Raw genomic sequence first — 22,176 nt, 5'->3', positions numbered from 1 at the left:
GGCGACAGGAGGGCGAGCCCTGATGCAGAAGGCCAAGATCCTCCTGGTCGACGACCGGCCGGAGAACTTGCTGGCGCTGGAGGCCATCCTCTCGGCCCTGGACCAGACGCTGGTGCGCGCGGCCTCCGGTGAGGAGGCGCTCAAGGCGCTGCTCACCGACGACTTCGCGGTGATCCTGCTGGACGTCCAGATGCCGGGGATGGACGGATTCGAGACCGCCGCGCACATCAAGCGGCGCGAGCGCACCCGGGACATCCCGATCATCTTCCTGACCGCGATCAACCACGGGCCGCACCACACCTTCCGCGGTTACGCGGCCGGCGCGGTGGACTACATCTCCAAGCCCTTCGACCCGTGGGTGCTGCGCGCCAAGGTCTCCGTCTTCGTCGACCTGTACGTGAAGAACTGCCAGCTGAAGGAGCAGGCCGCGCTGCTGCGCCTGCAGCTGGAGGAGGGCGGCGGCGAGCCGACCATCGGCGGGGCGCTGCTGGGCGAGCTGTCCGCGCGGCTGGCGGCGGTCGAGGAGCAGGCGGAGGCGCTCGGCAAGCAGCTCGACGGCGGCGAGGACGCCGGGGTGGCCGCCACCGTCGGGCATCTGGAGCGCAAGCTCGCGGGGCTGCGCCGGGCCCTGGACGCGATGCGTCCGGGCAGCTCCTGATCCTCGTCGGCTCACTCGTCCGGGTAGTTTCCGTGTGGCGACCGGGTGAAACCCGGTCAGTGTGACGGTGTGTCTGCGACACGTCCGGGCGCCCGGCCTCGGGCACATGTGCACTGGTCGTCCGCCCCGGTAGGCTGCTGACCCATGGCCACTCGCACGCCCGGGAACGCAGCACGTAAGACGAGTCCGGGACCGTCCAAGAAGGCGGCGGCGAAGGCCCCGGGCAAGCCGCCCGCGAAGAAGGCGGCGGCGAAGAAGGCGGCCCCCGCGAAGCGGACGGCGTCGAAGTCGGCCCCCCCGCCCCCGAAGCCGTCCAGGTCGGTGCTGATGGGCGCGCTCAACGCCCTGGCCAGCCCGATCGCCGCGATCTTCCGGGGCTTCGGCGACGGCGCCAAGAACCTCCACCCGGACCACCGCAAGGACGGCGTCGGCCTGCTGCTGTTCGCGCTCGCGCTGGTCACCGCGGCCGGCACCTGGTTCAGCCCGCAGGGCTGGCTGGGCGAGGGGGCCACCGCCGTGGTGTCCGGGATGTTCGGCCGGCTCGACGTGCTGGTCCCGTTCCTGCTGGCCGCGATCGCGATCCGGCTCTGGCGCCACCCGGAGCTGCCGGAGGCCAACGGCCGGATCGTGATCGGGCTGAGCGCGCTGCTGGTCGGCGTCCTCGGCCTGGTCCACATCGGCTGCGGCGCTCCCATGATGGGCAGCGGCGCCTCCCGGATACGGGCGGCCGGCGGGATCATCGGCTGGGCGGTGTCCACCCCGATGATGGCCGCCGCCGGACCGGCCCTCGCGGTGCCGCTGCTCCTGCTGCTGGCCTTCTTCGGCCTGCTGGTGGTCACCGCCACCCCGATCAACCGGATCGGCGAGCGGGTGCGCGGGGTCGGGATACGGCTCGGCGTGGTCGAGCCCGGTCCCGAGGACGAGGAGCGGTGGGGGCGCACGCCGGAGCGCGAGCTGTCCACCGACCCGCCGGAGGACGCCGACCCCGACGCGCTGCCGTTCACGGTGGGCACCGACGGTGACGACCCGACGGACGAGGTGGCCGCCCGCCGGCGCCGCCGTCGGCGCCGGCCGACCGAGGAGCCGGAGGACGCCGAGCGGATCTCCCTGGACAAGGAGCCGCTGGACCCGTACGCCACCCGCGACCTCGCCGCCGGCGCGGCCGCCGACCTGGACGGCGCGCTGGTCTACGGCGTGCCCGCCTCCTCCGCGGTGGCGGACATGATGCACCAGGTGCAGGACCGCACCGCCCCGCCGGAGGAGCCGGTCGTCCCGGCCGCCCGCAGCGGCGGCCCGGGCGCGCCCGAGGAGCACGGCGAGGCGCCGGTGCGGATGGAGCAGCTCCAGCTCGGCGAGGGCGTCACCTACGCGCTGCCCTCGCTGGACCTGCTGGAGCGCGGCGGCCCGGCCAAGGCCCGCAGCGCCCTCAACGACGAGGTGGTCGCCCAGCTCACCGGCACCTTCGCCGAGTTCAAGGTGGACGCCAAGGTCACCGGCTTCACCCGGGGCCCGACGGTCACCCGCTACGAGGTCGAGCTCGGCCCGGCCGTCAAGGTGGAGCGGATCACCGCGCTCGCCAAGAACATCGCGTACGCGGTGGCCAGCCCGGACGTGCGGATCATCAGCCCGATCCCGGGCAAGTCCGCGGTCGGCATCGAGATCCCCAACCGGGACCGCGAGATGGTCAACCTCGGCGACCTGCTGCGCTCGCGCACGGCCGCCGAGGACACCCACCCGATGGTCGTCGGCATGGGAAAGGACGTCGAGGGCCACACCGTGATGGCCAACCTCGCCAAGATGCCGCACATCCTGGTGGCCGGCGCGACCGGTGCGGGCAAGTCGTCCTGCATCAACTGCCTGATCACCTCGATCCTCGCCCGGGCCACCCCGGACGAGGTGCGGATGGTGCTGGTCGACCCCAAGCGGGTCGAGCTGACCGCGTACGAGGGCATCCCGCACCTGATCACGCCGATCATCACCAACCCCAAGAAGGCCGCCGAGGCGCTCCAGTGGGTGGTGCGCGAGATGGACATGCGCTACGACGACCTCGCGGCGTTCGGCTTCCGGCACGTGGACGACTTCAACGCGGCGGTGCGGGCCGGCAAGGTCACCCCGCCGCTGGGCAGCGAGCGCGAGCTGACGCCGTACCCGTACCTGCTGGTGATCGTCGACGAGCTGGCCGACCTGATGATGGTCGCGCCGCGCGACGTCGAGGACTCGGTGGTCCGGATCACCCAGCTGGCCCGCGCGGCCGGCATCCACCTGGTGCTCGCCACCCAGCGGCCCTCGGTGGACGTGGTCACCGGCCTGATCAAGGCCAACGTGCCGTCCCGGCTCGCCTTCGCGACCTCCGCGATGGCCGACTCCCGGGTCATCCTGGACCAGCCCGGCGCGGAGAAGCTGATCGGCAAGGGCGACGCGCTGTTCCTGCCGATGGGCGCGAGCAAGCCGGTCCGGATGCAGGGCGCGTTCGTCACCGAGGCGGAGATCGCCAAGGTGGTGCAGCACTGCAAGGACCAGCTGACCGCCGTCTACCGGGACGACGTGATGGTCGGGGGCGGGCCGAAGAAGGAGATCGACGAGGAGATCGGCGACGACCTGGACCTGCTGATCCAGGCGGCCGAGCTGGTGGTCTCCACCCAGTTCGGCTCCACCTCGATGCTCCAGCGCAAGCTCCGGGTCGGCTTCGCCAAGGCGGGCCGGCTGATGGACCTGATGGAGTCGCGCGGGATCGTCGGCCCGAGCGAGGGTTCGAAGGCCCGTGACGTGCTGGTGAAGCCGGACGAGCTGGACGGGGTGCTGGTCACCCTGCGGGGTTGACGCGGGGGGCCGTGCGGGGCCCGGGCCGTGTCCTGATCGAGGTGTCACTCGTTCGGAGGAGGGTAGGCGGCGTGTGGGGAACCGAACGTCCGTACGTCGCGTCCCAGGGCGGAAAGGGAACCCAGGGTTCCCCTCGCGGCCCCGCTGGCGGCGCGTCAGTGGGGCGCCGGACTCCGGCCGGAACAGGCGCGCGCATTCGGGCCCGTTCCGCTTGAGAAACGATCCGCCCACGCCCCTAGACTGTTCCCCAGCAGGTGGCCATCCGCTCGAAAGGCGTGCCCCGTGACCATCGGCAAGTCCCCCGACCACGAGAACGCCCCGTCGTCCGTCGAGCCGACCGACGACGCGGTGCAGGAGGCCGATGCCCCGAGCATCGGCCGGGTGCTGTCCACCGCCCGGATCGACGCGGGGCTCACGGTGGATCAGGTGAGTACCGCCACCCGGGTACGGGTGCCGATCGTCCATGCCATCGAAGCGGACGACTTCGCCCGCTGCGGGGGCGACTTCTACGCCCGCGGGCACATCCGCCTGATCGCCCGGGTGGTCGGCCTGGACGCCGAGGCGCTGGTCGCCCGGTACGACGCCGCGCACGGCGGCTCCCCCGCCGCCCGCCGCGTGGCGGCTCCGCTGGTCGACAGCGGCCCGATCAAGGTGCCCAGCCGCGGTCGGCCGAACTGGGCGGCCGCCATGGTCGCCGCGATCGTCGCCGTGGTCGCACTGATCGGCTTCAACCTGGTCAGCGGCAAGGGCGGGCACGGCGGCACCGGCTCGGCCAGCGCGCCGCTGCCCAGCGGCTCCGGGACGGGCTCCACGGCCCCCGTCGCCTCGCCCGCCGTCCAGCCTCCGGCGCCCGCGCCGAGCGCCGCCGCGATCGCCGCCGTCCCGGCCGACAAGGTCACCGTGAAACTGGTCGCCGAGGGCACCAGCTGGGTCTCGGCGATGGACGGCAGCGGCAAGTCGCTGTTCCAGAACAACATCAGCGACGGCCAGGACCAGACCTTCACCGACCCCAAGCAGATCAAGTTGGTGCTGGGCAACGGCGGTGCCGTGCACGCGTACGTCAACGGGAAGGACCTCGGCCTCCTCGGCAAGGACGGCCAGGTGGTGCACGTCACGTACACCCCCGGAGACCCGCAGGCGGGCTGACCACAGGGGCCGCCCGGCCCGTTGATGATCAGTTGATCCGAGGCGCGCGGCCTCCGGGGCGAACGGCACCGGAGCCCGCGCGTTAATCTTGGCCCTATGCCTGAACGTCGTACTGTCGCCCTTGTCACGCTCGGATGCGCCCGCAACGAGGTGGACTCCGAGGAACTCGCCGGGCGACTGGAAGCCGACGGCTGGTCTCTCGTCGACGACGCCGCCGAGGCGGACGTCGCCGTGGTCAACACCTGCGGGTTCGTCGAAGCCGCCAAGAAGGACTCGGTGGACGCCCTGCTGGAGGCCAACGACCTCAAGGGGCACGGCCGCACCCAGGCCGTCGTCGCGGTCGGCTGCATGGCCGAGCGGTACGGCAAGGAGCTTGCCGACGCGCTGCCCGAGGCTGACGGCGTGCTCGGCTTCGACGACTACGCGGACATCTCCGACCGCTTGCAGACCATCCTCTCCGGCGGCCACCACGCCCCGCACATCCCCCGCGACCGCCGCAAGCTGCTGCCGATCAGCCCGGCCGAGCGGCAGACCGCCGCCGAGGCCGTCGCGCTGCCCGGCCACGGCGCCGAAGCCGCCGCCGAGCCGATCGCCGACCTGCCCGAGGGCCTCGCCCCCGCCTCCGGCCCGCGCACCCTGCGCAAGCGGCTGGACGACAACCCGGTCGCCTCGGTCAAGCTCGCCTCCGGCTGCGACCGGCGCTGCTCCTTCTGCGCCATCCCGGCCTTCCGCGGCTCCTTCATCTCCCGCCGTCCCTCCGACGTGCTGCACGAGGCCCAGTGGCTGGCCGGGCAGGGCGTCCGCGAGATCGTCCTGGTCAGCGAGAACAACACCTCGTACGGCAAGGACCTCGGCGACATCCGGCTGCTGGAGACGCTGCTCGGCGAGATCGCCTCGATCGAGGGCGTCGAGCGGGTCCGGGTCTCCTACCTCCAGCCGGCCGAGATGCGTCCGGGCCTGATCGACTCGATGACCGGCACCGCCGACGTGGTCCCGTACTTCGACCTGTCCTTCCAGCACTCGGCGCCCGCCGTGCTGCGCCGGATGCGCCGCTTCGGCTCCACCGACCAGTTCCTGGAGCTGCTGGGGACCATCCGCGGCAAGGCCCCGCAGGCCGGCGCCCGGTCCAACTTCATCGTCGGCTTCCCCGGCGAGACCGAGGAGGACTTCGCCGAGCTGGAGCGCTTCGTCACGCACGCCGGCCTGGACGCGATCGGCGTCTTCGGCTACTCGGACGAGGATGGCACCGAGGCCGCGACCTACGACGGCAAGCTCGCCGAGGACGTGATCGCCGACCGGCTGGACCGGCTGAGCCGGCTGGCCGAGGAGATGACCGCCCAGCGGGCCGAGCAGCGGATCGGCACCGAGGTCGAGGTGCTGATCGAGTCGGTCGAGGACGGTGTGATCGAGGGCCGCGCCGCCCACCAGGCCCCCGAGACCGACGGCCTGACCACCCTGCACGGCGTCGAGGACCCGAAGGTCGGCCAGTTCTGGCGGGCCAAGGTCGTGGCCAGCGAGGGCGTCGACCTGATCGCCGAGGCGATGGAGCGGACCCGGGTCCGTCAGAGCGCGGGAGCCGAGACCTCGGGGGTCGGGGAATGACCCAGGGGCCTGGCGCCCCGGCCGCGGCCCACCCGGGCAGACCGGTGGCCGCGGCGCCGTCCGCCCCGGGGGTCTGGAACATCGCCAACGTGCTCACCATGGTCCGGGTGCTGCTGGTGCCCGTCTTCGTGGTGCTGCTGTTCGCCGACGGCGGGCACGACCCCAAGTGGCGCTCGGTCGCCTGGGCCTCGTTCGCGATCGCGATGATCACCGACCTGTTCGACGGCGAGCTGGCCCGGCGCAAGGGCCTGGTCACCGACTTCGGGAAGATCGCCGACCCGATCGCCGACAAGGCGATCATGGGTTCGGCGCTGATCGGCCTCTCGCTGCTCGGCGACCTGCCCTGGTGGGTCACCGTGGTGATCCTGGCCCGCGAGCTCGGCATCACGCTGATGCGCTTCTGGGTGATCCGCTACGGGGTCATCCCGGCCAGCCGCGGCGGCAAGCTGAAGACGCTGACCCAGGGCACCGCGGTCGGCATGTACGTCCTGCACCTGACCGGCTGGCTGGCCACCGGACGGGCCGTACTGATGGGGCTGGCGGTACTGCTGACCGTCGGCACCGCGCTGGACTACATCGGACAGGCGCTGCGACTGCGCCGCGAGGGACAGGCCGCGGCGCACGCGGACCACTGAGCGACGGGGGAGCCGGGTGGCGGAGCGGGACTACGAACTGGCCGAGCGGGCGCACGCCGCGCTGCGGGCCGAGGGCGGCACGCTGGCCGTCGCGGAGTCGCTGACCGGGGGCCTGCTGGCCGCCGCCCTGGTGGACGTCCCCGGGGCGTCCGCGACCTTCCGCGGCTCGGTCACCGCCTACGCGACCGAGCTGAAGGCGTCGGTGCTCGGGGTGGACGAGGGCCTGCTGGACGTGTACGGCCCGGTCCACCCGGTGGTGGCCCGGCAGATGGCCGAGGGTGTGCGCGCACTGCTCGGGGCGACGTACGGACTGGCGACGACCGGGGTGGCGGGGCCGGACCCGCAGGACGGCCGGCCGGTGGGCACGGTACACCTGGCGGTCGCGGGCCCGGGGGGAAGTCTGGTCAGTTCGCCCCTGCTGTCCGGCGGTCGTGCCACAATCCGTCACGGGGCGGTGACCGCCGCGCTGGAGCTGCTGGTCGGTCGGATCGCCCACTAGGGTCCGGCACGACGGACCCTGAGGGCCCGTGAGGAGGGGATCTCCGCCGGGCCGGATCCGCAGATCCGGTGCGCGGGGATGGGACGGCTGGAGGATCGTGTTACATCCAACACCCTGGTTGGGCAGAAACCAGGTGGCGAACGAGTTGCGTGACGGTGGCCGGGTGGGCCGCGTCGGGTACCACGGAGGGCCCGCGAACCCGGGCAGGACACCGGAACGAGGAGGGGGACGGCCTTGCAGCCCAGAGTGAACACGAGCAGGGTCCCCGCACGCGAAGCGGGCAAGGCGGTACGGTGGGGTCGTGACATCTCGATCCGCAGTCCGAGGAGGGAGGCACCGATGATCCTGCTCCGTCGCCTACTGGGCGATGTACTGCGTCGGCAGCGCCAGCGCCAGGGCCGCACACTCCGCGAGGTGTCGGCGGCCGCCAGGGTTTCGCTCGGATACCTCTCCGAGGTCGAGCGGGGACAGAAGGAGGCCTCCTCGGAGCTGCTCTCCGCCATCTGCGACGCACTCGACGTCCGGATGTCCGAGGTCATGCGCGAGGTCAGCGATGAACTGTCGCTCGCCGAACTTGCGGCGATGGCCACCCTCTCCGAAGGTGATCTGCTGAGGCCGGTACTCGAACCGGTTCCGCTTCCCGCCCCCGGTGCCGACCGGGCGAACATGTCGCCCAAGACCGCCGCGATGGACGTGGTCGCCGCCTGATCCCGGCCTCGACTCCCGGGCGCCCCTGCCCGGGGCGAGCGAAGGGAGGGCGGTCGTGCCGACAGACGCGCAGACGCGCCCGATGGCCCGAATACGGGCCCGGGCGCGGCTGTTCCTCCGGACCCGCAGTCCGCTGTGGTGGGCCTTGGCGGTCCCGGTGGCCGGGTTCGCCTGGTGGCTCCTGGTGGTTCGCGGCCAGCTGGCCGACGGCGCGGCGCTGGGGCTGCTCGCGGCCGGCGGCTGGGGGCTCGGTCTCATTCCGGTGCACGCGGACCGGAACGCGACCGGACCGGCCCGGCGCCCGCGCGCGGAGCCGGTGGGGCCGGTGGAGGTACAGCCGCCGCCGATCGGGTGAATGGACGTGGCCGGAGGCCGCGGGGTTCTCGACCCCGCGGCCTCCGGTGTCTCCCGGCGGGCTTCCGCCGCTCAGGGGCGCAGGCGCAGGCCGCGCGGGGTGGCGTGGAAACCGGCCTCCTCCAGGGCACGGCCCAGGTCCGAGCCGAGCGCGGGCTCGCCGTTGGCCCGTTCGACCGTGACGCTGCCGAGCGCGCCCTCCCGGACGGCGGCCGCGAGCGCCCCCGCCGCCAGCGCCCGGGTGCCCTCGTCCTGGGGCCAGGCCAGCAGGGACTTGCCGCCGCGCTCGACATACAGCGCCAGTTCGCCGTCCACCAGGACCACCAGGGCGCCCGCCTTGCGGCCCGGGCGGTGGGCGGTGGACTCCTTGCCGCCGGGGGCGGTGGGCGGCTCCGGCCAGGGCAGTGCGGCGCCGTAGGCGTTGGCCGGATCGGCGGCGGCCAGCACCAGGGCCTGCGGCGGCTCGCCGGTCGGGGCGGCCGGCCACTCGGCGGACCGGACCCGCTCCAGCCGGCCGTTGACCGAGCGCAGCCGGTCGGCCGCGCCCTCCATGGCGAACTGGGCGCCGCCCAGGCCCTCGACGAAGTAGCCCCGGCGGGCCCGGCCGCGCTCCTCCATCGCGGCCAGCACCCGGTACACCCCGGCGAAGCCGCCGGGCACCCGTTCGGCCGCCACCGTGCCCCGGGTGAGCAGGCCGTGCCGGTCCAGCAGGCTCTGCGCCTGGGCGGTGGCCCGGACCGTCGGGTCGGCGGCGAAGGCGGGCAGCAGCGACCAGCGCCCGGCCACCGTCGCCGGGCCGCCGCGCAGAGCGCCACCCACTCGGCCGAACGGGCGCCCGGCGCCGCCGTAGCGGCCGCGCGGGGTGGACCGGGGCGCGCGGTGGGCGGTGGCGCCCGCCGTCCGGCCGGAGCCGAGCAGGGCGCGCAGCGGGGCGAGGGTGTCGTTGGTGACGTAACCGGCCCAGACCAGGTCCCAGAGGGCCTCGACGATCTGCGGCTCCGGCGTCTCCTCCGGGAGCTGCTGGACGAGTTGGCGGAAGAACAGGCCGTAGCCGCCGGCCAGCGCGGACATCAGGGCGCTGTGCACCGGGGTGAGCGCGGGCGGGACGGGCTCGGGCCGCAGCAGATGGGCGTTCTCGGCGAGGTGCAGGCTGAGCCAGCCGTCCTTGCCGGGCAGTGCCCCGGCCCCGCACCAGCCGATCTCGCCGGCCGCCGTCAACTCGTCCAACAGGCCGGGGGAGTAGTCGGCGAGCCGGGCCGGGAGGATCAGCTTCTCCAGCGCGGAAGCGGGCAGCGCGGTGCCCTGGAGCTGCTCGACCACCCGGAGCAGGCCGTCCGGGCCGCGCAACCTGTGGCCGCCCAGGTGCTGCCACTGCGGCAGGAAGGCGGCCAGGGCGCGCGGTGGGACGGGCTCGATCTCCTGGCGCAGGGCGGCCAGCGAGCGGCGGCGCAGCCGGCGCAGCACCTCGGCGTCGCACCACTCGGGGGCGGTATGGGCCTCGGCCGGCCTGAACTGGCCCTGGACCAGGCGGCCGGTGGCGGTCAGCCGGTGCAGGGTGCCGGTGACCACGGCGGTGCCCAGGCCGTAGCGGGCGGCGGCCTCGGCGGCGGTGAACGGGCCGTGGGTACGGGCGTGGCGGGCGATCAGGTCGCCCAGCGGGTCCTTGACCGGCTCGGTGAAGGCCTCCGGGACGCCGACCGGCAGCGGGGTGCCGAGTGCGTCGCGCAGCCGCCCGGCGTCCTCGATCGCGGCCCAGCGCTGCTCGCCGGCGATCCGGACCTGGATCACCCGGCGGGTGGCCTCCAGCTCCAGGGCCCAGAGCGGTTCGGCGCCGCGGAGCGTCAACTCGGCCTCGCTGAGCGGGCCGAGCAGGCGCAGCGCGTCGGCGACACCCTCGGCGTCCTTGATCCGGCGCTCGGGGGTGAGGCGTTGGAGCTCGGCCTCCAGCTCGGTGAGCACCTGCGGGTCGAGCAGTTCGCTCAGCTCGGCTTGGCCGAGGAGTTCCGACAGTAGCCGGGAGTCGAGCGCGAGGGCGGCGGCGCGGCGCTCGGCGAGCGGGGAGTCGCCCTCGTAGAGGAACTGGGCGACGTAGCCGAACAGCAGCGAGCGGGCGAAGGGCGAGGGCTCGGGAGTGGTGACCTCGACCAGGCGGACGGCGCGGGACTCCAGATCGCCCATCAGCTCGACCAGGCCGGGCACGTCGAAGACGTCCTGGAGGCACTCCCGGACGGCCTCCAGGACGATCGGGAACGAGCCGTACTCGGAGGCGACTTCGAGCAGTTGGGCGGCGCGCTGGCGCTGCTGCCAGAGCGGGGTGCGGCGGCCGGGGTTGCGGCGCGGGAGTAGCAGGGCGCGGCTGGCGCACTCGCGGAAGCGGGAGGCGAACAGGGCGGAGCCGCCGACCTGGTCGGTGACCAGCTGCTCGATCTCGCCGGGGTCGAACAGGGCGGCGTCGGCGCCGACCGGGGCCTCGTCCGGGCCCGACCGCTCGGCGGGGGCGGCGAAGTCGAAGTCGAGGGAGAGCAGGTCGGCGTCGGGCAGGCGGAGCACGATGCCGTCGTCGGCGTGCATCACCTGAGGATCCAGGCCGTGCTTCTCGCGCAGCCGGGCGCCGAGGGCGAGCGCCCAGGGGGCGTGCACCTGGGCGCCGAACGGGGAGTGGATGACGATCCGCCAGTCGCCGAGCTCGTCCCGGAAGCGCTCGACCACGATGGTGCGGTCGTCCGGGAGGTGGCCGCAGGCGGTGCGCTGCTCGGCCAGGTAGTCCAGCAGGTTGGCGGCGGCCCAGTCGTCCAGACCGGCCCGCTGGAGCCGCGCGGTGGCCTCCGCGGGCTGGAGGGCGCTCAGCTCGCGGGTGAACGCGCCGAGGGCGCGGCCGAGTTCGAGCGGGCGGCCGAGGGTGTCGCCCTTCCAGAACGGGAGCCGGCCGGGGATGCCGGGAGCGGGGGTGACCAGCACCTTGTCGTGGGTGATCTCCTCGATCCGCCAGGAGGTGGTGCCGAGGGTGAACACGTCGCCGACGCGGGACTCGTAGACCATCTCCTCGTCGAGCTCTCCGACCCGTCCGCCGCCCTTCTTGGGATCGGCGCCGGCGATGAAGACGCCGAACAGGCCGCGGTCGGGGATGGTGCCGCCGGAGGTGACGGCCAGGCGCTGGGCGCCGGGGCGGCCGGCCACCGTGCCGGCCACCCGGTCCCACACCAGGCGGGGGCGCAACTCGGCGAAGGCGTCCGAGGGGTAGCGGCCGGCCAGCATGTCGAGCACCGCGTCGAAGGCGGACTGCGGGAGGGTGGCGAAGGGCGCGGCGCGGCGGACCACGGCGAGCAGCTCGTCCACCGGCCAGCTGTCCAGGGCCGTCATCGCGACCAGCTGCTGGGCGAGCACGTCCAGCGGGTTGCGCGGGATGCGCAGCGCCTCGATCCGGCCCGTCCGCATCCGCTCGGTGACCACGGCGGACTGGACGAGGTCGCCCCGGTACTTGGGGAAGAAGACGCCGGTGGAGACGGCGCCGACCTGGTGGCCGGCCCGGCCGACCCGCTGGAGGCCGGAGGCGACCGAGGGCGGGGACTCGACCTGGACGACCAGGTCGACGGCGCCCATGTCGATGCCCAGCTCCAGGCTGGAGGTGGCGACCACGGCGGGCAGCCGGCCGGCCTTCAACTCCTCCTCGACGAGCGAGCGCTGCTCCTTGGAGACGGAGCCGTGGTGGGCCCGGGCGATGACCGCGGGCGCGCCCTTGGCGGCGCCCGAGCCGCCCATCAGCTGGGCCGGGGCGTGGGCTTCGGGGATCGCGGTGCCGGTGGCGCGCTCGTGGGCGATCTCGTTCAGCCGGTTGCACAGCCGCTCGGCCAGACGGCGGGAGTTGGCGAAGACGATGGTCGAGCGGTGCGCCTCGACCAGGTCGACGATCCGCTCCTCGACGTGCGGCCAGATCGACACCTGGCGCTGCGGGTCGGTGCCGGCGGCGCCGCCGGTGGCCGGGGCGGCGGGCAGGTCGTCCAGGTCGGGGACGGGGACGACCACCGAGAGGTCGAAGTCCTTGGCGGCGGCGGGCTGGACCACGGCGGCGCCGCGCTGCGGGCTCAGGAAGCGGGCCACCTCCTCGACCGGGCGGACCGTCGCGGACAGGCCGATCCGGCGGGCCGGACGGTCCAGTAGCTCGTCCAGCCGCTCCAGGCTGAGCGCGAGGTGGGCGCCGCGCTTGGTGCCGGCGACGGCGTGCACCTCGTCCAGGATCACCGTGTCCACGCCGCGCAGCGCCTCCCGGGAGGCGGAGGTGAGCAGCAGGAACAGCGACTCGGGGGTGGTGATCAGGATGTCCGGCGGGTGGGTGGCGAAGCGGCGGCGGTCGGCGGCCGGGGTGTCGCCGGAGCGGAGGGCGACCTGGACCTCCGGCTCCGGCAGGCCGAGCCGGACGGCGGCCTGGCGCAGGCCGGCCAGCGGGGCGCGCAGGTTCCGCTCGACGTCCACCGCGAGGGCCTTGAGCGGTGACACGTAGAGGACCCGGCAGCGGCGCCTGGGCTCGGCCGGGGGCGGGGTGCTGCTGAGCCGGTCGAGGGCGGAGAGGAAGGCGGCGAGCGTCTTGCCGGAGCCGGTGGGGGCGACCACCAGGACGTCCGTGTCCTGCCGGATGGCGTGCCAGGCCTCGGCCTGGGCGGTGGTGGGGGAGGCGAAGGCGCCGGTGAACCAGGCCCGGGTGGCCGGGGCGAAGCCGGCCAGCGGGTCGTCGGCGGGTGGGGTCGGGTGCACGGGCGCCATGACCCCATGGTGCCGGGTGGCACTGACAGGCGGGGTGGCCGAGGCAGGGGTGCAAGCCGGGAAGCAGGATCGACATTCCGCTCATATCGTGAGGAACCGGGGGGTTGATCCACCGGGGAGCCGGCCGATCCACCCGGAATCGGCGGCCGCCCGTACCCATCGGAGCGACGAGCGGAGACCGGACGATGGCGCAGGGGCACCCGTTCGGCAGGCCCGCCCGGCGCCGCCGGGTCCGCGGGCCCGTACGGGTGCTGCTCGCGATGCTGCTCACGTCGCTGGTGGTGGGCGGCGCCGTGCCGTACGTGTCCGGGCCCGGGCGGGCCTACCTGAGCTACCTGGTGCTGGCCGGGGCACAGGACGCCGCGGGCGCGGCCAGGGCCGGGGCGGAGAGCCGGGCGGTGGGCGGGCAGGTGGTCCAGGAGTACCCGCAGATCGGGGCCGTCCTGGTGTACGCGACCGGCTCGTTCGCGGAACGGGTGCGGGCCCGGCCCGGGATCGCCGCGGCCGGGGCGACCAGGACCGCGCCGGTGGTCGCGCCGCCGCGGGCGGTGGCGGGCGCGGGGGACTTCACGGCGGGCGCCAGGGGCTCCGTGGCGGGTGCGGGGGACTCCACGGCGGGCGCGGGGGACTCCACGGCGGGCGCCAGGGGTGCGGCCCGTGGCGACCGGGCGGACGGCGGGACGGTGATGGTGCCGGACCCGGGGGAGGGCGGTGCCTGGAACCTCGCGATGGTCGGGGGCGGCACGGCCCGTGCCGGTGACGCCGCGGCCGCCGTGCCGGGCGCCGAGGCGCTGCGCCGGGTGCTGGTCGCCGTGCTGGACTCCGGCGTCGACGACACCCATCCGGACCTGCGCGCCGCCGTCGACCCCAAGGCCTCCGCCTCCTGCGCCGACGGCCGGCCCGACGCCCGCACCGGCGCCTGGCGGCCCGACCCCGGGGTGAGCGAGAGCGGGCACGGCACCCACGTCGCCGGGATCGTCGGCGCCGCCCGGGACGGTCACGGCGTCACCGGGGTCGCGCCGGGCGTGCGGATCGCCGCCGTCCGGCTGCTGGGGCCGCTCGGGCAGTACTACGCGGAGAACATCGTCTGCGGTCTGCTCTGGGCCGCCGACCACGGGGCCAGGGCGATCAACAACAGCTACTTCGCCGACCCGTGGAAGTACAACTGCCCCGAGGACCGGGACCAGGCCGCGCTGATCGCCGCCGTCGGCCGGGCCAGCGGGTACGCCCAGCGCAAGGGCGCGGTGGTGGTCGCCTCGGCGGGCAACGACGGGCAGGACCTCGGCGCCCCGCGGACCGACGAGCGCAGCCCCAACGACCGGGTCTCGGGGCCGGCCCCCGCGCGCTACCTGGGCACCGAGTGCGTACGTCTTCCGGGCGAGCTGCCCGGGGTGGTCACCGTCACCGCGGTGAACCGGGACGGGCGCCCGGCCGGCTACTCCAACCACGGGCGCGGGCGGGTCTCGCTGGCCGCGCCCGGGGGCGACCCGGACGGCGGGGCGCAGGGGGCGATCGTCTCCGACTGGCCGCAGGGGCAGTACGCGGCGCTGGCCGGGACCTCGATGGCGGCCGCGCACGTGACCGGGGCGGTGGCGGTGGCGGCGGCGCTGCACCCGGAGCTGGGGTCGGGCGACCTGGCGGCCCTGCTGGCCGGGACGGCGGCGGCGGGGTGCCCGCCGGGGCCGCACGGGTGCGGGGACCGGCAGTACTTCGGGGCGGGGCTGCTGGTGCTGCCCCGGTGAGCGGGCGTGGTGGCGCCGGGCCCGGGGATACTGGGGGGCATGAGGCTGACGGAGTTCTGGCGGCGGATGTACGCGCACTTCGGGGAGGCGTACGCGGAGTCCTTCGCGACCGACCACGTGATGAGCGAGCTGGGCGGGCGGACGGTGCGCCAGGCACTGGAGGCGGGCTGGGAGGCCAAGGACGTCTGGCGGGTGGTGTGTGACACCCAGGGGGTCTCCGGAATCCTGCGCTGAGCGCGGGTGGCATGCGACAGACTGTTCGGGTGACAAGTAGCGCAGAACAGAAGAATTCGGACAGAGCGGAGCCGGATGCCGACAGCGCCGCGGCGGGCGGGGGCCTGTGGGGCGGCGGGATGCCGCGCTGGCTGCCGCGGGCGATGGTGCTGTTCCTGGTGCTGGTCGGCATGTTCCAGCTGGCGGACTGGGCCTTCCGGCAGCTGATCGACCTCTTCGTGATGCTGCTGGTGTCCTTCTTCCTCTCCTTGGCGCTGGAGCCGGCCGTCGACCGGATGGCGGCGCGCGGGGTGCGGCGCGGGGTCGGCACCTTCCTGGTGTTCGTCGCGGTCGGGGTCGCGGTGATCGGGTTCCTGACCGCGCTCGGCACACTGCTGGTCGACCAGGTGGCGAAGATCGCCGGGGACCTGCCGCACCTGGTGGACAACCTGATCGGCTGGATCAACCGGACCTTCCACCAGGAGCTCTCGCTCGGGGAGTTGCAGAACAAGCTGCTCAAGGACTCCGGCACCATCGAGAACTACGCCCAGCAGGCGGCCGACAACATCTGGGGCGTCTCCTCGACCCTGATCGGCGGGCTGTTCCAGGCCTTCACGGTCGGACTGTTCACCTTCTACTTCACCGCCGAGGGCCCGCGGGTGCGCCGGACGGTCTGTTCGATGCTGCCGCCCGCCAAGCAGGCCGAGGTGCTGCGGGCCTGGGAGATCGCGCTCGCCAAGACCGGCGGCTACCTGTACTCCCGGGCGGTGCTCGCGGTGGTGTCGGCGGCCGGGCACTGGGTGATGTTCGCGCTGCTGGACCTGCCGTACTCGGTGGCGCTGGCGATCTGGGTGGGCGTCATGTCGCAGTTCGTGCCGACCATCGGGACGTACCTGGCGGGGGCGCTGCCGGTGCTGGTGGCGCTGACCGTGGAGCCGGTGGACGCGCTCTGGGTGCTGGTCTTCGTGGTCGTCTACCAGCAGATCGAGAACTACCTGCTGCACCCGCGGATCACCGCGCGGACGGTGGACGTGCACCCGGCGGTGGCGTTCGGTTCGGTGATCGCCGGGGCGGCGCTGCTCGGCGCGGTGGGCGCGCTGATCGCGATCCCGGCGGCGGCGACGATCCAGGGCTTCGTGGGGACGTACGTGCGGCGGTACGAGGTGGCCACCGATCCGCGGATCGACCGGGGCGAGCAGCGGCGGGCCCGGCGGGAACTGCGCCGGGAGGCGGCCCGGCGGCTGCGCCGGATGGTCGGCGGGGACGGGGGGTGACCCCGGGCCGCGCCGCCCCGGGGTGTCCCCGGGGCGGCGCGGGCGTACGGGGGTGGTGCGGCGGGGCGGCGCGGCCGTGCGGGGGCGGGTGTCCGGGGATGGCGCGGCTCGGGTAGGGCGCGGACGTGCGAGGCTTGAATCGAACAGATGTTCTTTTGTACGCTCCGGCGAAGAGTTTTCCACAGGCGGAGCCGGGTCGGGCACGTTTGTCAGTGGGACGCGCTAGCGTCGAGGACGATGAAGCGCACAGCACAGAACCCGAGGGAAAAAGCCATGGCAGGTACGGACCGCGAGAAGGCTCTGGAGACCGCTCTCGCCCAGATCGAGCGGCAGTTCGGCAAGGGCTCGGTGATGCGCCTCGGCGAGAAGGCCAACGAGCCGGTCGAGGTGATCTCCACCGGATCCACCGCCCTGGACGTCGCCCTCGGGGTCGGCGGCATCCCGCGCGGCCGGGTGGTCGAGATCTACGGCCCCGAGTCCTCCGGCAAGACCACCCTGACCCTGCACCTGGCCGCCAACGCCCAGAAGGCGGGCGGCACGGTCGCCTTCGTCGACGCGGAGCACGCGCTCGACCCGGAGTACGCCAAGAAGCTCGGCGTGGACACCGACGCCCTGCTGGTCAGCCAGCCGGACACCGGTGAGCAGGCGCTGGAGATCACCGACATGCTGATCCGCTCCGGCGCGATCGACCTGGTGATCATCGACTCGGTCGCGGCGCTCGTCCCGCGCGCCGAGATCGAGGGCGAGATGGGCGACTCGCACGTCGGCCTCCAGGCCCGACTGATGAGCCAGGCGCTGCGCAAGATCGCCGGTGCGCTGAACCAGTCGAACACCACCGCGATCTTCATCAACCAGCTGCGCGAGAAGATCGGCGTGATGTTCGGCTCGCCGGAGACCACGACCGGTGGCCGGGCGCTGAAGTTCTACGCCTCGGTCCGCCTCGACATCCGCCGGATCGAGACGCTGAAGGACGGCACCGAGGCGGTCGGCAACCGCACCCGCGTCAAGGTGGTCAAGAACAAGGTCGCCGCGCCGTTCAAGCAGGCCGAGTTCGACATCCTCTACGGCGTGGGCATCAGCCGCGAGGGCGGTCTGATCGACATGGGCGTGGAGCACGGCTTCATCCGCAAGTCGGGCGCCTGGTACACCTACGAGGGCGACCAGCTCGGCCAGGGCAAGGAGAACGCCCGCAACTTCCTGAAGGACAACCCGCAGCTCGCCGACGAGATCGAGCGGAAGATCAAGGGCAAGCTCGGCATCGGCCCCAAGCTGGAGGAGCCGGCCGAGGGCGCCGCGGAGGCCGCCGACCCGACTGCCGCCAAGCCGATCACCGCGACCGCCACCAAGACGGCCGCGGCGAAGAAGACGGCGGCTGCCAAGGCCTGAGCCGTTGACGCAGTACGACATGGTGGGTGGCGGCCCGGCGGGCCCGGAGGACGACGACTACGGGCCGCCGGACTGGTTCGCCGCGGTCGCGGAGGAGCCGGAGGCCGCGCCCGAGCCGATGGCCGAGACGCCTCGGGGAGCGCGCTCCCGACGCGGCCGCCGGTCCACCACGCAGTGGGCATCCGGCTCCGAGCCGGAGTTCGACCGGGCTCCGGCCCGGGCGGTGCGCGGCGCGGCGCCCGGCCCGGAGCCGGCGGAGGCCTCCGTCGAGGCGCTCGGCCTGGTCTCCGCCTCCGTGCTGCCCACCGGCCGTCGCCGGCGGCGCTCGGCCCTGGCGGCCGAGGAGGCCGAGGAGGTCGAAGCGGCCGGGCTCGCCCCGGTATCGGCATCCGAGGAGAGCTGGGGCGAGGGCGAGGCGGCCGGTCACGGGGGTGCGGCCGCCTCGGACTCCCGCCGCGGTACGCGCCGCGGCCGTGCCCGGAGCGGGCGGTCCGCCGAGGGCTCGCCGCAGGAGGAAGACGCCGGCCGTGCCTCCCGCAGGCAGGCCGCGGAGTCGGTCGATCCGCAGACCCGCGCCCGGGACATCTGCCTGCGGCTGCTGACCGGCGCCGCCAAGACCCGCAAGCAACTCGCCGACGCCCTGTGCAAGCGGGAGATCCCGGAGGAGGTCGCCGACGAGGTGCTCACCCGGCTGGAAGAGGTCGGGCTGATCGACGACGCGGCCTTCGCCGCGGCCTGGGTCGAGTCCCGGCATGCCGTCCGGGGCCTGTCCCGGCGGGCGCTGGCCCAGGAGCTGCGCACCAAGGGTGTCGCCGCCGACCTGGTCGAGCAGGCCGTCGCCCAGCTCGACCACGACGACGAGACGGATGTGGCCCGGGCCCTGGTGGAGCGCAAGCTGCGGTCCACCCGGGGGCTGGACTCCCAGGTACGCACCCGGCGGCTGGTCGGGATGCTCGCCCGGCGCGGCTACTCCGAGGGGCTGGCGTTCCGGGTGGTGCGCAGCGCGCTGGAGGAGGAGGCGAGTGAACTGTCGGGTGGGGAGTAGTGGCAGTTCGGTAGGCGTCTTGGAGTGAACCAGGTCAACTCTTGACCGTTTCGTGACCCCCACCTAGCCTCACCTTCAGTGCCCGGGGCGCCTGTGTACGGCGGCCCGTGCGGCAACGGGGGAGTGGGGCGGCACATGGGGATTGCGGCGGGCGCCGGACCGAGCGGCTTGCTGGTCGCCGGATCGGCCGGACTGCTCCTGCTGGTACTCGCCGGGTTGGTCGGCTTGCTGGTCGCCGGACGGCTCCGGGCGGCTGGGCGCGGCGCCCTGGCCGAGGCCGAGCGGGCCCGGCGGCAGGCCGAGGAACACACTGCGGAGCAGGCCGCCCGGCAGCGCGCCGAACTCGCCCGCCGCGAACAGGACATGGCCGAGGAGCTGCGCCGGCTTCGCCGCCGTGAGGACGAACTCGCCGAGCGCTCCGCCGAGTTGGAGCAATCCCGGAGCGAGGCCGAGGCGCTGGTCGCCCGCCGGGTGGCGGTGCTGGAGCGGGCCGCCGGGCTCTCCGCCGAGCAGGCCCGCGCCGAACTCCGGCGGGAGGCCGAGGAGTCGGCCCGTCGGGAGGCCGCCGTCACCGTCCGGGAGATCGAACGCGAGGCCAGGGCGGAGGGCGAGCGCCGGGCCCGGGACATCGTCGCCGGGGCGATCCAGCGGCTGGCCACGGAGCAGACCGCGGAGAGCGCGGTGACCGTCCTGCGGCTGCCGAGCGAGGACATGAAGGGCCGGATCATCGGCCGCGAGGGCCGCAACATCCGCGCCTTCGAGGCGGTCACCGGCGTGAACCTGATCGTCGACGACACCCCCGAGTCGGTGCAGCTGTCCTGCTTCGACCCGGTCCGCCGGGAGACCGCCCGGCTCACCCTGGAGCAGCTGGTCGAGGACGGTCGGATCCACCCGACCCGGATCGAGCACCTGCACGAGCGCAGCCGCGAGGAGGTCGAGCAGCGCTGCGTCCGGGCGGGCGAGGACGCCCTGCTGGACGCCCGGGTCGGCCCGCTGCACCCCGAACTCGTCCGCACCCTGGGCTCCTTGCGCTTCCGCTCCTCGTACGGGCAGAACGTGCTCGGGCACCTGCTGGAGTCCGCGCACCTGGCCGGGATGATGGCCGCCGAGCTCGGGGTGGACCCGGAACCGGTGCGGCGGGCGGCGCTGCTGCACGACATCGGCAAGGCGCTCACCCACGAGGCCGAGGGCAGCCACGCGGCGGTCGGCGCGGAGCTGGCCCGGCGGTACGGCGAGTCCCCGGAGGTGGTGCACGCGATCGCCGCCCACCACAACGAGGTCGATCCCCGGACCGTGACGGCCGTGCTGACCCAGGCCGCGGACGGCTGTTCGGGAGGCCGGCCGGGCGCGCGCAAGGAGTCGCTGGAGCTGTACGTCCGGCGGTTGGCGCGGCTGGAGGAGATCGCGCGCTCGCACGACGGCGTGGCCGAGGTGTACGCGATGCAGGCCGGCCGCGAGGTCCGGGTGATGGTCCGGCCGGACGCGGTGGACGACCTCGGCGCGGAGCTGATCGCCCGTGAGGTCGCCCGTCAGGTCTCCACCGAGCTGACCTACCCGGGGCAGATCCGGGTGACGGTGGTCCGGGAGAGCCGCGCCACGGCGGTGGCGGGGTAGCGGGGACCTAGTTCGGGGACTCCACGTGGTCGGCCGGGTCGGGGGCCGGGGTGAGGGTGGCCTGGCCGCCGCGGGCGCGGTCGGCGAGGGCGACCAGGTCCTCGGCGACGGCGCCCTGGGTGACGCCGACCAGGTGGCCGTCCGGGCGGATCAGCAGGACGGTGTGCGGTCCGGCGCCCGGGTAGTCCTCGGTGACCAGGACCTCGGCGGGGACGGGCAGGGCGGCGGCGACCTCGGCGAGGCGGGGCATCAGGCCGGCGCCGAGCCAGTGCTCGGAGGACCAGACCGCGGTGCCGGGGGCGACCAGCAGCAGCAGGAAAGCGGTGCCGAGCCGGGCGTGGAGGTGGTCGGGGGTGCCGTCGTCGGCGAGCACCGGAAGGTCCGGGACGAGCACGCCGGGCGCGGTGGCGGGCAGCAGTTCGCTGAGCGAGGTGGCGCCGCGGGTGCCGCGCTGCACCGGGACCCGGCCGGGGACGCCGGCGGGCGCCGCCGGGTAGGCGGGCGCGCCGCCGAAGCGGCCGGTGCCGAGCTGGCCGTCGGCGAGCAGCGGGGCGTGCTTGCGGAAGCCGCCGACCAGCAGCGAGCGCCGGGTCTGCTGCCAGCCGCGCAGCGGGCGCAGCAGCGGCATGGACTGGTCGACCGCGCGCAGCCGGGCGCCGACCGCCCCGCGCCGCTCGGCCTCGTAGCCGTCCAGCAGCGAGCCGCCGGGCTGCGGGCCGCCGGAGTGGAGGTGCCAGGTGAGGGCGAGGCGCCAGGCGAGGTTGTCGGCGTCGCGCAGCCCGTCCGGGAGGTTCTGCATGCCGAGCGCGCCGTGCAGGTGGGCGGCGTCGCCGGCCAGGAAGCAGCGGCCGACCCGGAAGCGGGCGGCGAGGCGCTGCTGGGCGGTGTGGTCGGCGGCGGCCAGCAGCTCGAAGCGGGGCAGTTCACCGCACCAGCCGGCGAGGGTGGAGGTGACCCGGGTGAGCAGGGTGTCGCCGGTGACGATGCCGGGCCAGGTGGCGTGCGGGTCGACCGTCTCGGTGGGGGCGGGCCGGCCGGGGGGCAGCCGCCAGTCGAGCCGCCAGACGCCGTCCGGCAGCGGACGGGCGGAGGCCTCGCGGTCGCCCCGCCACGGGGGTTCGCGGTGCAGCCTGGCGCCGTCGAAGGGCAGGTCGACCCGGACGGTGGCGATGGCGTTGCGGTCGACCGCGGGGCGGCCGGGGAAACGGATCTTCAGGAGTTTGCGGACGGTGGATCTCGCGCCGTCGCAGCCCACCAGGTGGCTGCCGCGCCACCAGGTGGTGGTGCCGTCCTGGGTGCCCGTGGTGCGGACGCTGACGCCGTCCCGGTCCTGTTCGAGCTCGACGACCCGGTTGAGCGGGACCAGTCTGATCAGCGGGGTGCCGCTGAGGGCGTCGCGCAGTCCGCGCTGGAGGCGGTGCTGGGGCAGGTGGTAGGTGGGCGAGTCGGTGAGGTCGATCCGCAGCATCTCCTGGCGGCGGCGCCAGACGGAGAAGGAATCCCACAGCGCGGAGTCCGAGACGGCCCGCGGGTAGCCGATCCGGGTCAGGAAGGCGGCGGTGTCGGCACCGAGGACGAGGCTGCGGGGCCCCTCGGGGCAGAGTCCGGAGCCTTCGTCCAGCACCACGGTCGGCACCTCGTGCCGCGCCAGGGCGAGGGCCAGGGCCAGACCGACCGGTCCGGCCCCGACCACGATCACCGGGTCCATGAGGGAACCTCCGG

16 protein-coding genes are annotated in these 22,176 nt (G+C 74.4%); 14 read left to right on the top strand and 2 right to left on the bottom strand.

The features are described from left to right. The first annotated feature begins 19 nt into the window (after window positions 1-19). The 8 genes from QWJ13_RS25855 (at window position 20) to QWJ13_RS25820 (ending at window position 8,423) form a co-directional block, all read left to right on the top strand. Entirely contained in the window at window positions 20-658 is a 639-nt protein-coding gene (locus QWJ13_RS25855; RefSeq protein ID WP_316527419.1) for a response regulator, read from the top strand. 144 nt (window positions 659-802) lie between these two features. After that, a complete protein-coding gene (locus QWJ13_RS25850) occupies window positions 803-3,478 on the top strand; it encodes an FtsK/SpoIIIE family DNA translocase (RefSeq protein ID WP_316527361.1) in 2,676 nt (891 codons plus the stop codon). Window positions 3,479-3,760: 282 nt separating this feature from the next. Continuing rightward, window positions 3,761-4,624, top strand: a complete 864-nt coding sequence (locus tag QWJ13_RS25845; RefSeq protein ID WP_316527360.1) for a helix-turn-helix domain-containing protein — start codon at window positions 3,761-3,763, stop codon at window positions 4,622-4,624. Between the two features lie 96 nt (window positions 4,625-4,720). Then, window positions 4,721-6,226 carry a 30S ribosomal protein S12 methylthiotransferase RimO gene (gene rimO / locus QWJ13_RS25840; RefSeq protein WP_316527359.1) on the top strand — a complete coding sequence of 502 codons (1,506 nt, stop codon included), beginning with the start codon at window positions 4,721-4,723 and terminating at the stop codon, window positions 6,224-6,226. Then, window positions 6,223-6,861 carry a CDP-diacylglycerol--glycerol-3-phosphate 3-phosphatidyltransferase gene (gene pgsA, locus QWJ13_RS25835; RefSeq protein WP_316527358.1) on the top strand — a complete coding sequence of 213 codons (639 nt, stop codon included), beginning with the start codon at window positions 6,223-6,225 and terminating at the stop codon, window positions 6,859-6,861. The genes rimO and pgsA overlap by 4 nt, the downstream gene beginning before the upstream one ends. Before the next feature lie 16 nt (window positions 6,862-6,877). Beyond that, window positions 6,878-7,360, top strand: coding sequence for a CinA family protein (locus QWJ13_RS25830; protein WP_432277601.1), 483 nt, complete (start codon window positions 6,878-6,880; stop codon window positions 7,358-7,360). A 339-nt stretch (window positions 7,361-7,699) separates the two neighbouring features. Then, window positions 7,700-8,068 (top strand): helix-turn-helix domain-containing protein, encoded by a 369-nt coding sequence (locus QWJ13_RS25825; protein ID WP_316527357.1) that lies wholly within the window; start codon window positions 7,700-7,702, stop codon window positions 8,066-8,068. Window positions 8,069-8,123: 55 nt separating this feature from the next. Beyond that, window positions 8,124-8,423, top strand: coding sequence for a hypothetical protein (locus QWJ13_RS25820; RefSeq protein ID WP_316527356.1), 300 nt, complete (start codon window positions 8,124-8,126; stop codon window positions 8,421-8,423). A 71-nt stretch (window positions 8,424-8,494) separates the two neighbouring features. Here QWJ13_RS25820 and QWJ13_RS25815 read toward each other — a convergent pair whose 3' ends face one another. Beyond that, window positions 8,495-13,180, bottom strand: coding sequence for an ATP-dependent helicase (locus tag QWJ13_RS25815; protein WP_316527355.1), 4,686 nt, complete (start codon window positions 13,178-13,180; stop codon window positions 8,495-8,497). A 185-nt stretch (window positions 13,181-13,365) separates the two neighbouring features. Here QWJ13_RS25815 and QWJ13_RS25810 point away from each other — a divergent pair, with 185 nt between their 5' ends. The 6 genes from QWJ13_RS25810 (at window position 13,366) to rny (ending at window position 20,454) form a co-directional block, all read left to right on the top strand. After that, entirely contained in the window at window positions 13,366-14,922 is a 1,557-nt protein-coding gene (locus QWJ13_RS25810; protein WP_316527354.1) for a S8 family serine peptidase, read from the top strand. Window positions 14,923-14,961: 39 nt separating this feature from the next. Continuing rightward, window positions 14,962-15,156 carry a DUF3046 domain-containing protein gene (locus QWJ13_RS25805; RefSeq protein ID WP_316527353.1) on the top strand — a complete coding sequence of 65 codons (195 nt, stop codon included), beginning with the start codon at window positions 14,962-14,964 and terminating at the stop codon, window positions 15,154-15,156. A gap of 29 nt (window positions 15,157-15,185) precedes the next feature. Continuing rightward, window positions 15,186-16,409 carry an AI-2E family transporter gene (locus QWJ13_RS25800; protein WP_432277600.1) on the top strand — a complete coding sequence of 408 codons (1,224 nt, stop codon included), beginning with the start codon at window positions 15,186-15,188 and terminating at the stop codon, window positions 16,407-16,409. Between the two features lie 273 nt (window positions 16,410-16,682). Further along, complete coding sequence (gene recA, locus QWJ13_RS25795; RefSeq protein ID WP_316527351.1) at window positions 16,683-17,795, top strand: recombinase RecA; 1,113 nt, start codon at window positions 16,683-16,685, stop codon at window positions 17,793-17,795. A gap of 4 nt (window positions 17,796-17,799) precedes the next feature. Then, window positions 17,800-18,840, top strand: a complete 1,041-nt coding sequence (locus QWJ13_RS25790; protein WP_432277599.1) for a regulatory protein RecX — start codon at window positions 17,800-17,802, stop codon at window positions 18,838-18,840. A 135-nt stretch (window positions 18,841-18,975) separates the two neighbouring features. Beyond that, window positions 18,976-20,454, top strand: coding sequence for a ribonuclease Y (gene rny / locus QWJ13_RS25785; protein ID WP_316527350.1), 1,479 nt, complete (start codon window positions 18,976-18,978; stop codon window positions 20,452-20,454). Between the two features lie 7 nt (window positions 20,455-20,461). Here rny and QWJ13_RS25780 read toward each other — a convergent pair whose 3' ends face one another. Next, entirely contained in the window at window positions 20,462-22,162 is a 1,701-nt protein-coding gene (locus QWJ13_RS25780; RefSeq protein ID WP_316527349.1) for an FAD-dependent monooxygenase, read from the bottom strand. Window positions 22,163-22,176: the final 14 nt, after the last annotated feature.

Source organism: Kitasatospora brasiliensis, from assembly GCF_032654805.1.
Lineage (GTDB): Bacteria > Actinomycetota > Actinomycetes > Streptomycetales > Streptomycetaceae > Kitasatospora > Kitasatospora brasiliensis.
This window is presented reverse-complemented; position numbering and strand designations above follow the sequence as displayed.

What these genes read in the sequence shown, in the direction of transcription:
- QWJ13_RS25825 (WP_316527357.1), top strand. Translation starts at nt 7,700, where the DNA reads ATGATCCTGCTCCGTCGCCTACTGGGCGATGTACTGCGTCGGCAGCGC.
- QWJ13_RS25815 (WP_316527355.1), bottom strand. Translation starts at nt 13,180, where the DNA reads ATGGCGCCCGTGCACCCGACCCCACCCGCCGACGACCCGCTGGCCGGC.
- rny (WP_316527350.1), top strand. Translation starts at nt 18,976, where the DNA reads ATGGGGATTGCGGCGGGCGCCGGACCGAGCGGCTTGCTGGTCGCCGGA.
- QWJ13_RS25805 (WP_316527353.1), top strand. Translation starts at nt 14,962, where the DNA reads ATGAGGCTGACGGAGTTCTGGCGGCGGATGTACGCGCACTTCGGGGAG.
- QWJ13_RS25850 (WP_316527361.1), top strand. Translation starts at nt 803, where the DNA reads ATGGCCACTCGCACGCCCGGGAACGCAGCACGTAAGACGAGTCCGGGA.
- rimO (WP_316527359.1), top strand. Translation starts at nt 4,721, where the DNA reads ATGCCTGAACGTCGTACTGTCGCCCTTGTCACGCTCGGATGCGCCCGC.
- QWJ13_RS25810 (WP_316527354.1), top strand. Translation starts at nt 13,366, where the DNA reads ATGGCGCAGGGGCACCCGTTCGGCAGGCCCGCCCGGCGCCGCCGGGTC.
- QWJ13_RS25780 (WP_316527349.1), bottom strand. Translation starts at nt 22,162, where the DNA reads ATGGACCCGGTGATCGTGGTCGGGGCCGGACCGGTCGGTCTGGCCCTG.
- pgsA (WP_316527358.1), top strand. Translation starts at nt 6,223, where the DNA reads ATGACCCAGGGGCCTGGCGCCCCGGCCGCGGCCCACCCGGGCAGACCG.
- recA (WP_316527351.1), top strand. Translation starts at nt 16,683, where the DNA reads ATGGCAGGTACGGACCGCGAGAAGGCTCTGGAGACCGCTCTCGCCCAG.